Origin of the sequence: Agrobacterium sp. (assembly GCF_032092815.1) — a bacterium.
In the GTDB taxonomy this organism is placed as follows: Bacteria; Pseudomonadota; Alphaproteobacteria; order Rhizobiales; family Rhizobiaceae; genus Agrobacterium.
The window spans coordinates 93,035-102,610 of the sequence record NZ_DAMDBP010000004.1; the positions used below are offsets into that span (position 1 = coordinate 93,035).

Here is a 9,576-nt window from a genome sequence, read left to right on the forward strand (position 1 = left end):
CGAAGCTGGTGGTGTTTGTTACCCCACACAGTGAAATCGAAAAGGCGGCAAAACGGGCCGGACTGAAGACCCTTGCGCTGTTTCTGGCGGACCGCGCCTATGATGGCAGGGGTAGTCTTGTTGCCCGTGGACTTCCCGGTGCGCTGGTCAAGGATGAACCATCCGTGCGTGCTCGCGTCCGTCGGTTTTTGACCGATGGTACGATCGAAGCCATTGATGGCACGATTATTACCATGCCCGCCCGTTCCATTCTCGTTCACAGCGATACGCCCGGTTCGCTTGAGCTGGCCGGTATCGTGCGCAGCGAAATTTTTGCTTCCGGCGCAACGCTTGCGCCAGCTGGCGAACTTGCGTCTTAACAGGCCCGTGATTGGCCGTTTTCTTCATCTCACAGAAAGATCATGCCGATGCCTTCTACCGCTGACCGACTGAAAAATGTCTCCGTTTCCGCCTCCGCCGCCATGACACAGCGCGCCAGAGAACTGGCTGCACAGGGTATCAAGGTGGTGAGCCTGTCCTCGGGCGAGCCGGATTTTCCGACACCTGCGCATGCTGTCGAGGCGGCGCATGAAGCAGCCCTTGCCGGCCAGACGAAATACCCGCCCATGGATGGCACGCCTGCGCTGAAGGCCGCGATTGCTAGAAAATTCAAGCGCGATAACAATCTGACCTATGATGCAAGCCAGATCATCGTGTCTGGTGGCGGCAAGCAGGTGATTTTTAATGCCATGCTGGCAACCTGTAACCCCGGTGACGAGGTGGTCATTCCCACACCGTCATGGGTAAGCTACGCCGATATCGTCAAATTTGCCGGTGGCGTTCCGGTTGCTGTGCCTTGCGTTGAAGAGACCGGGTTCAAGCTGCGTGCGGAAGATCTCGAAGCGGCGATCACGCCGCGTACCAAATGGCTGCTTTTGAACTTTCCGAACAATCCGACCGGCGCTGCCTGCTCGCGTACTGAAATGGCCGCTATTGCCGAGGTGATGTTGCGTCACCCTAACGTCTGGATCCTGACCGACGACATCTACGAGCATCTTGTTTATGACGGGTTTGAATTCGGCACGATCGCCGATGTTGAGCCACGCCTTTATGACCGCGTTCTGACGATGAATGGTGTTTCCAAGGCCTATGCGATGACCGGCTGGCGCCTTGGTTATTGCGCAAGCGGTTCCAAGGAACTGATTGCGGCGATCAGCAATGTCAACGGCCAGAACAGCGGCGGTATCCCAACGGTTTCACAGGCTGCAGCGGTTGCAGCATTGGATGGACCACAGGATTTGTTGAAGGAACGCGCTGCAATCTATCGTGAGCGTCGTGATCTTGTGCTGAGCAAGCTGGCGGAAATCGATGGGCTTCGGTGCCATAAGCCGGAAGGTGCCTTCTATCTCTACCCCAACATGTCCGGGCTGATCGGCAAGACCACGAAGGGCGGGCGCAAGATTGAAGGTGACGTCGATTTCGTGATGGGTCTGGTTGAAGAACATCACGTGGCAACCGTTCAGGGTGCCGCCTATGGCATGAGCCCGTATTTCCGCATTTCCTATGCCACCAGCGTTGAAATGTTGAACGAAGGTTGCGTCCGTATCGCGCAGTACTGCAAGGACATGCGCTGATAGATTGGATCTGCCGGCCTGAATGTCGGGCCGGCAGGCAACTGCCTTACAGTTTCAGTTTTTCGGTCAGTTCGACCAGAATATCCTTTACGGCAAAAGCCGGTTCCGACAGCGAATTCTGGTCGGATGTGCACAAGGACAGGGTTTCCTCGATACGAGGAGACAGGATTCGACAGATCATTGGTTCGCTGGTTTCAGAAACGATCCGATCAGCAATCGCCTTGGGCATGATGGTTGCGCCAAGCCCGTTGGCCACGGCGCGTGCCAGCGTTCTGACAATCTCCACTTCGGCAACGACCTTGAGGTTGATGCGGCTTCGGGTAAAGGCGGTGTCGACCGCGCGACGCACAAAATTATAGGCGGGCGGCATCAACATGGGCATGCCGTCCAGCGCTGCAATCGGCACTGGTTTGCTATCGGCTTCGATGCCGAAATCACGATGCGCCACAAGATAGAACTCTTCACTCAACAGCGGTTCGAAACGCACACCCTTGATTGGTCCGACACCATGGATCAGGGCGAGTTCCAGCTTGCCGTTCATGATCATCTGGCTGTAAGTCTGTCCCACACTTTCGGTCAAATGAATGAGAATGCCGGGATGACGTTTGCGGGTTTCGGCCAGCAGATCAACGGACAGGGTTGCTGCGCTGCTGAAGGGCACGAGGCCAACGGAAACACGACCAGCAATTGAATTGCCTGCCGCAGACGCATCCACCTGGGCCTGTTCCATCTGTCGCAGAATGATCTGTGCGTGACGGTAAACGGCATGTCCCGCATCCGTCATGGTGACGCCCTGCTGGCTGCGGATCAGCAGCTTCTGGCCGAAATGTTCTTCAAGCGCTGCAAGCTGCTGGCTGAGTGCAGGTTGTGCCAAATGAAGTATATCGGCTGCACGGGTGATGCTGCCGCTATCTACAATGACGATGAACGATTTTAAACGTCGTATATCCATGCTTTTTCAGGTGGTTTTGAGTGGCGCGCAGCTTACAGCCTCGCCCAGGTTTTGCAATGCAAGTGTTTGGATGAATTTCACTTTTTCGGGAAGTGTTTTTCACCAAACTCCTGTACGGAACAGTCGTTTTTCGCTCTCCATAAAAGTTGCTTATTACTCCAAAAATAATCGGTCTTAGGCAAGAGCGCAAAGCTTAGCTAATGTTCACTGCAACAAATAAAGGGGATCCGAATGCCATTCTCCGATTACAAGACCGCATTGGTCACCGGCGCTTCGTCCGGTATCGGCGCCGCAGTTGTAGAGCGGCTCCGCCGCGAAAATATTGAAGTTCATGCCGTCGCTCGCAGTGCAGATGCGTTGAACGAAGTGGCAAAGCGTACCGGCTGTATTGCGCATGCTATCGATGTGACCGACCGCGCAGCGCTGTCCACTCTCGCCAGCAAGGTGCAGTTCGATATTCTGGTCAACAATGCCGGTGTCGACAGACCGAAGAAGTTTTTGCAGGCCGATGCGGATGATATCGATCTACTGGTTGATGTGAACCTTCGTGCCGTTTTGCATATCTGCCGCCTGATCGTTCCTGGAATGGTCGAGCGTGATCGCGGCCACGTCATCAATATTTCGTCCATCGCTGGCAATTACAATTTTGGTGGAAACTCCACCTACCATGCGGTCAAGGCTGGCGTTGCCATGTTGTCGAACCAATTGCGGCTCGATGCGTTCGGCAAGCGGGTTCGTGTGACCGAAATCTGCCCCGGTCGTGTTGCGACGGATATTTTCAACCACGTTCATGGCAATGATCCGAGCGTGCGCGAGCGCTTCATCGATGGTTTCGAGCTGCCGAAGGCAGATGACATTGCTGATGCCATTGCCTTTGCCATTGCCGCACCGGTTGCCGTCAATATCGGCCATATGGAAATTACCCCGACCTTGCAGGTGATGGGCGGATTGCAAACTGCAAAACCGCAGTCTGCGGCGCAAGCGGCCACCGCCGGGGAGCAAAAGCCGTGAGCGGCTTTGATCTGGCATCGGTCCTGAGCAATCCGGACTATATTCAGATGCTGGTTCACGGCATCCAGATAACATTCGTCATCTTCCTCGGATCGTGGTCGCTGGCAATGTCGCTCGCCCTGATCCTGCTCTGCATCCGTTTCTCGCCGTCCCGTTTCGGGGATCGCCTTGTGGCGGCCTATGTTTCCTATCACCGCAATGTACCGACACTGGTGCAGTTGATGTTGTGGTATTTTGGTATCTTCACGCTGTTGCCATCAGGCCTGACCAACTGGCTGACCGACCATAATGCCGAAGTGATCTTTGCGATTGTCGGTCTGGGTCTGTGTCAGGCGGCCTATTTCAGCGAAGACTTGCGCTCCGGCCTGCGCTCGGTCAGCCCGGGCCAGATGGAAGCGGCCAAGGCGCTGGGCCATAGCTATCTTTCGGCCATGCGTTTCATCATCATGCCGCAGGGTGTGCGAAATTCGCTTCCGCCGCTCATCAACCACAGTGTTTCCCTGTTCAAGAACAGCAGTCTCGCGCTCGTCATCGGTGCGTCCGAACTGACCCATGCGGTCAAGGAAGTTGAAAATCTCAGCTTCCAGACTTTTGAAATCTATCTGGTCGGAACTGTGCTCTATCTCTTCTTCTCGCTGATCATCATGGCTGCAGGTGCCTATCTCGCGATGCGCATGGATCCGGCACGGAGGGCACGCGCATGATCTCGGATATGATCACCATCATTCAAGATTACTGGCTGCTTCTGCTGATTGGTCAGTATCCGAACGGCCCGCTGGGCGGTCTGGCAAACACCATCATCCTGTCGGCTCTTGCCATTGCGCTGGCGTTTCCTGTCAGCATCCTGATGGCGTTGGCACGCCTGTCCAAATGGCGTCTGCTGCGCTGGCCGGTCACCGGGTTGGTTTACGTTACGCGTGGCGTGCCACTGCTGATGCTTATCCTGTGGACCTACTTCCTGATCCCATTGTGGACGGGGGCTGACGTGCCAAGCTTTGCCATCATGCTGGTGACACTCGTTGTCTACCAGGGTGCATTCCTCAGCGAAGTCGTCCGGGCCGGTATTGTTGCCCTCGGGCCGGGTCAGATGGATGCGGCACGCGCGCTTGGCCACAGCTATCTCGGTGCGATGCGTTACATCATCCTGCCGCAGGCGCTCTACAACATGATCCCAAGCATGATCTCAACCTTTGTCGCGACCATCAAGGATACGACGCTTGGTTATGTGATCAACGTGCCGGATCTCACCTTCGCGGCCAGCCAGGTCAACAACCAGCTGCTGACCCAGCCATTCCAGGTCTTCCTCATTCTTGCAGTGGTTTATTACATCATCTGCTGGAGCCTGACCTACCTTGCAAATGCTGTTGAGCGTCGAATTGCCAAGCGTCGTGCCGGTGTCGTCACCCGCCCGCAACAGGCATCCCTGGCGCAGACCAAAATCGTAACGGAGCAGCCATGACCAGCACACCATCATCGAAAGAGCAGACGATCCGCATCTCGAATGTCTGCAAAAGTTATGGCGACTATCAGGTTCTGAAAAATGTCGACGCTGAGGTGGCGCGTGGCGAAGTTGTGGTCATCTGTGGTCCTTCCGGATCCGGCAAGTCCACACTGATCCGCACGGTCAACCGTCTTGAAGAGATCAACAGCGGGTCCATCACGCTGGATGGTCAGGACATTCACGCCGCAACGAAGACGAAGGAACTGAACCTGCTGCGCAGCAGAGTTGGTTTCGTGTTTCAGAGCTTCAACCTGTTTCCGCATCTGTCGGTTCTGGAAAATGTCACGATCTCGCCGATCCGCGTCAAGGGCGTTGCACCTGATGTTGCCCGCGACAAGGCCCTGAAACTTCTGGATCGGGTTGGTCTGGCCGACAAGGCTGGTGCTTATCCGGCCCAATTGTCCGGCGGCCAGCAGCAGCGTGTGGCGATTGCCCGCGCGCTGGCCATGGAGCCGCCGGTCATGCTGTTCGATGAGCCGACAAGCGCGCTCGACCCTGAAATGGTTGGCGAAGTGCTGGCCGTGATGAAGGGATTGGCCGCAGAAGGCATGACCATGATGTGTGTCACGCATGAAATGGGCTTCGCCCGCGAAGTTGCCGACCGCATCTGGTTCATCGATGCCGGTGAAATCATCGAAAAGGCAACGCCTGAAGAGTTTTTCACCACACCACGCCATCCGCGCGCGCAGCGGTTCCTGTCCGATCTGCGTCACTGATACCAAGCAAAATCATAAGAGGAGAACTGCAATGAACTGGAAATGCCTTACACTCACCGCCATTCTCGCTGGTACAGCACTTGCGACGCCTGCTGCTGCGGATCAGCTGGATACGATCATGTCCAACAAGGTTCTGCGTTGCGCGACCTTTGCAGACGTTGTTCCTTTTGCTGCTCCCGATCCAAAGACCCGCGAAATGGCCGGTTTCGACGTTGATCTTTGCAATGCCATTGCCAAGGAACTTGGCGTGAAGGCTGAGGTTAAGCCGGTGTCGGTTGAAGCCCGCGTACCAGAGGTCAAGCTCGGCCGCGTCGATATCACCGTTGCCAACCTTGCCTATACCCAGAGCCGTGCAGAGCAGATCCAGTTCAGCGATCCTTATTACCTTGCCAAGGAAATGATGATCGTGCCGGTTGATGACGCCGGTCAGAAGAAGGCTGATTATGAGGGTCAGCGCGTTGCCTCCACCAAGGGCTCGACCTCTGAAATGTCGATCAAGCTCAACAAGTCTGAGCCTCTGACCTTCCAGGATACCGCATCTGCCTATCTCGCCGTTCAGCAGGGCAAGGCCCGTGGCATGGTTGCCAACACCATGACGACGACGAAGTTCGTCAATGAATCCAAGACCAAGGGCAAGCCAATGCGCATGATCGAAGAGCCAATGCTCTATCAGCCAATCGGCATCGGCATGGCCAAGGACAATCCTGCACTGACCGCCAAGATCAACGAAGTGCTCAAGAAGCTCGATGCGGACGGCGAAATCAACAAGATTTGGGACAAGTGGCTTGGCCCGGATACCGAATACAAGATGACCCGTACCGACAAGGTGGTTCCACTTTCCGAACTGAAGTTCGACCCAATTCCTTGATCCTGCAGGGCTAAGGCCCTCAGCATCCATTGAAACACACACATCAACATCAATGCGAGCGGCGGGACGTTCCCGCCGCATGCCTTACCGTGGGAGGTTTTTATGATCCACATCAAAGATATCGCAGAACGGCCAAGCAAAGCAGACATCGATGCACTTTCGAAGTTTTCGCCTGCAACCATCCATGAGGCGCAGGGCCGTCGAGGCGCACTTTCCTCCCGTTTGAAGCCAGTCGATTACAAGATGAAACTGTGCGGGCCAGCCTTTACGGTGAAATGCGCCCCGCGTGACAACATCATGCTGCAACTGGCCATCAACTATGCCAAGCCTGGCGACATCATTGTTGTTTCGGCTGGTGAATATGAAGAAGCCGGTTCTTTCGGTGATGTGCTGGCCAATGCCTGCCTGGCAAAGGGTATCGGCGGTCTGGTGACGGACACTGGCGTGCGCGACACGATGCAGCTGCGCGACCTTGGTTTCCCGGTTTTCTCTCTCAGCGTCTGCATCAAGGGCACGGTGAAGGAAACGATTGCTGCGGTTAATGACAGCATCATCGTCGGCGGCGAAATCATCAATCCCGGCGATATCATCGTTGGTGATGCCGATGGTCTGGTTGTCGTGCGCCGTGAGGAGGCTCAGGAAACGGCGCGTCTGTCGCAGATCCGCGAAGATGCCGAAGCCGGTTACATCGAAGCCTACAAGCAGGGCAAATCGGTTGTCGAAGTCAGCAATCTTGAGGCCGTGTTGAAGGCCAAGGGTCTGGTTGTCGATATCTGATCTTTTGGTGCTGCGAAACAGCTCTGCTGTTTCGCGCCATCGCCAATGATCCCATGAGAAAAGAGGAACGGTGTGCTGGGTGTCCAATACCGTTCTTCCCTTACATGAACATGACACCTCCTTTTTAAGGAACAATGTCTGATGACGTCCCAACTTTTTGATTTGTCTGGATTGCGTGCTTTTGTGACGGGTTCGTCGCAGGGGATTGGCCTTGCTTTGGCGCAGGGACTTGCGGAGCATGGCGCATCTGTTGTGCTGAATGGCCGTGACAAGGTGCGACTTGGTCAAGCGGCAGTCGAGGTTGCAGGCAAGACCGGTGCCCGTGTCGATACGGCGGATTTTGACGTGACGGACGGTGAGGCGGTCAAGCGTGGTGTCGAGGCGATCGAGCGGGATATCGGTCCGATCGATATCCTGATCAACAATGCCGGCATGCAGTTCCGCTCGCCGCTGGAGGATTTTCCAGCCGACCGCTGGGAACAGTTGCTAAAGACCAATATCTCCAGCGTGTTTTATGTCGGTCAGGCAGTGGCCCGCCACATGATCGGTCGTGGTCGTGGCAAGATCATCAATATCGCCTCGGTGCAGAGCGAGTTGGCGCGTCCGGGGATAGCGCCCTACACGGCCACCAAGGGGGCGGTGAAGAACCTGACGCGCGGCATGTGCACTGACTGGGCCAAACATGGCCTGCAGATCAATGCGATTGCACCGGGCTACTTCAAGACACCGCTCAATCAGGCACTGGTCGATAGCGAAGAGTTCTCGTCCTGGCTTGAGAAGCGTACCCCGGCTGGCCGGTGGGGCAATGTCGATGAACTGGTGGGGGCGGCTGTGTTCCTGTCGGGCAAGGCATCATCGTTTGTGAATGGCCACACGCTTTATGTCGATGGCGGGATTACCACCAGCCTTTGAGGCTTGGTTCTGTCAACCGAACAACCCTTTTTGACACCTGATGATGGCGGTTATGGCAGATGCATGCTCATCGACCATCACCACTGGCCATGCCCACCGACCATAACCGTGTGAACGGTATCTATCTTTTGGAGGAAACCATGAGCAAACCCGATATTCTGATGACGGGTCCATACCCGGAATGGGATCAGGTGGAACTCGATGCACACTATACGGTGCACAAGTTGTTTGAAGCTGCCGACCGCGATGCATTCCTGAACCAGCATGGCGACAAGATCCGTGCGATTGCCACCCGTGGCGAACTGGGCGCATCTGCTGAGCTGATCGGCAAGCTGCCAAAGCTGGAAGTGATCTGCGTCTACGGTGTCGGTTTTGATGCGGTTGACCTGGCAGCCTGCCGGGCCCGTGGCATTCGCGTTACCAACACCCCTGATGTGCTGACCAATGATGTGGCCGACCTTGGTGTGGCAATGATGCTGGTGCAGTCACGCGGCATCATCGGCGCTGAGACCTGGGTCAAGGATGGAAGCTGGGCGGAAAAAGGTCTTTATCCGCTGAAGCGTCGCGTCTGGGGCCGTAAGGCCGGTGTGCTGGGACTTGGCCGTATCGGCTTTGAGGTTGCCAAGCGCCTCAAGGGCTTCGACATGGATATCGCCTATAGCGATGTCGAGGCAAAATCCTATGCGGATGGGATGACCTATATTGCCGATCCGGTGGAACTTGCCCGGCATGCTGACTTCCTGTTCGTCACGCTGGCCGCCTCTGCGGTCACCCGCCATATCGTCTCAAAGGATGTGATTGCCGCACTTGGACCTGAGGGCATGCTGATCAACATCTCGCGGGCCTCGAACATCGATGAGGAGGCACTGCTGGAGGCGCTGGAGAACAGGACGCTTGGTTCGGCAGCACTTGATGTGTTTGAGGGTGAGCCAAAGCTCAATCCGCGTTTCCTGCAACTCGACAATGTGCTGGTTCAGCCGCACCATGCGTCTGGAACCATTGAGACCCGCAAGGCCATGGGCAAACTGGTGCGGGATAATCTTGCCGCGCATTTTGCCTGTTCTGCCCTGTTAACGCCTGTTCTGTGAGAGAAGCCATGAAAGCCGTCGTCATACATGCCGCCAAGGATCTGCGTATCGAGGAGAGAGATGTCGAGCCTGTCGGTCCGGGTCAGGTAGAGGTTGCGATCGAAGCGGGCGGCATTTGCGGCTCTGACCTGCATTACT

General features: G+C 55.9%; 11 protein-coding genes and 1 pseudogene. 11 read left to right on the plus strand and 1 reads right to left on the minus strand.

Going from position 1 to position 9,576, the window contains the following annotated elements:
- Both RT613_RS03220 and RT613_RS03225 read left to right on the plus strand, forming a co-directional pair.
- A partial coding sequence (locus RT613_RS03220) for a LamB/YcsF family protein (protein WP_313612937.1) occupies positions 1-359 on the plus strand: 359 nt, incomplete at its 5' end.
- A gap of 42 nt (positions 360-401) precedes the next feature.
- On the plus strand, positions 402-1,613 hold the full coding sequence (locus RT613_RS03225; protein ID WP_409558753.1) for a pyridoxal phosphate-dependent aminotransferase: 1,212 nt from the start codon (positions 402-404) through the stop codon (positions 1,611-1,613).
- Positions 1,614-1,659: 46 nt separating this feature from the next.
- On the opposite strand, the gene nac is transcribed toward RT613_RS03225, so the two are convergent.
- On the minus strand, positions 1,660-2,565 hold the full coding sequence (gene nac, locus RT613_RS03230) for a nitrogen assimilation transcriptional regulator NAC (RefSeq protein ID WP_313612939.1): 906 nt from the start codon (positions 2,563-2,565) through the stop codon (positions 1,660-1,662).
- A gap of 231 nt (positions 2,566-2,796) precedes the next feature.
- Between nac and RT613_RS03235 the strand changes: the two genes are divergently transcribed.
- From RT613_RS03235 to RT613_RS03275, 9 genes and pseudogenes are all read left to right on the plus strand, one after another.
- Positions 2,797-3,576, plus strand: coding sequence for an SDR family oxidoreductase (locus tag RT613_RS03235; RefSeq protein WP_313612940.1), 780 nt, complete (start codon positions 2,797-2,799; stop codon positions 3,574-3,576).
- Positions 3,573-4,280, plus strand: coding sequence for an amino acid ABC transporter permease (locus tag RT613_RS03240; protein ID WP_313612941.1), 708 nt, complete (start codon positions 3,573-3,575; stop codon positions 4,278-4,280). The genes RT613_RS03235 and RT613_RS03240 overlap by 4 nt, the downstream gene beginning before the upstream one ends.
- Positions 4,277-5,035, plus strand: coding sequence for an amino acid ABC transporter permease (locus RT613_RS03245; RefSeq protein ID WP_313612943.1), 759 nt, complete (start codon positions 4,277-4,279; stop codon positions 5,033-5,035). The genes RT613_RS03240 and RT613_RS03245 overlap by 4 nt, the downstream gene beginning before the upstream one ends.
- Positions 5,032-5,793 carry an amino acid ABC transporter ATP-binding protein gene (locus RT613_RS03250; protein WP_313612945.1) on the plus strand — a complete coding sequence of 254 codons (762 nt, stop codon included), beginning with the start codon at positions 5,032-5,034 and terminating at the stop codon, positions 5,791-5,793. The genes RT613_RS03245 and RT613_RS03250 overlap by 4 nt, the downstream gene beginning before the upstream one ends.
- 31 nt (positions 5,794-5,824) lie before the next feature.
- Complete coding sequence (locus RT613_RS03255) at positions 5,825-6,661, plus strand: ABC transporter substrate-binding protein (RefSeq protein WP_313612946.1); 837 nt, start codon at positions 5,825-5,827, stop codon at positions 6,659-6,661.
- 102 nt (positions 6,662-6,763) lie between these two features.
- Entirely contained in the window at positions 6,764-7,438 is a 675-nt protein-coding gene (locus tag RT613_RS03260) for a 4-carboxy-4-hydroxy-2-oxoadipate aldolase/oxaloacetate decarboxylase (protein ID WP_313612948.1), read from the plus strand.
- A gap of 141 nt (positions 7,439-7,579) precedes the next feature.
- Positions 7,580-8,350, plus strand: a complete 771-nt coding sequence (locus tag RT613_RS03265) for an SDR family oxidoreductase (RefSeq protein WP_313612949.1) — start codon at positions 7,580-7,582, stop codon at positions 8,348-8,350.
- Between the two features lie 140 nt (positions 8,351-8,490).
- Complete coding sequence (locus tag RT613_RS03270) at positions 8,491-9,438, plus strand: 2-hydroxyacid dehydrogenase (protein ID WP_313612951.1); 948 nt, start codon at positions 8,491-8,493, stop codon at positions 9,436-9,438.
- Positions 9,439-9,446: 8 nt separating this feature from the next.
- Positions 9,447-9,576, plus strand: a pseudogene (locus RT613_RS03275) (L-idonate 5-dehydrogenase); the annotation flags it as partial.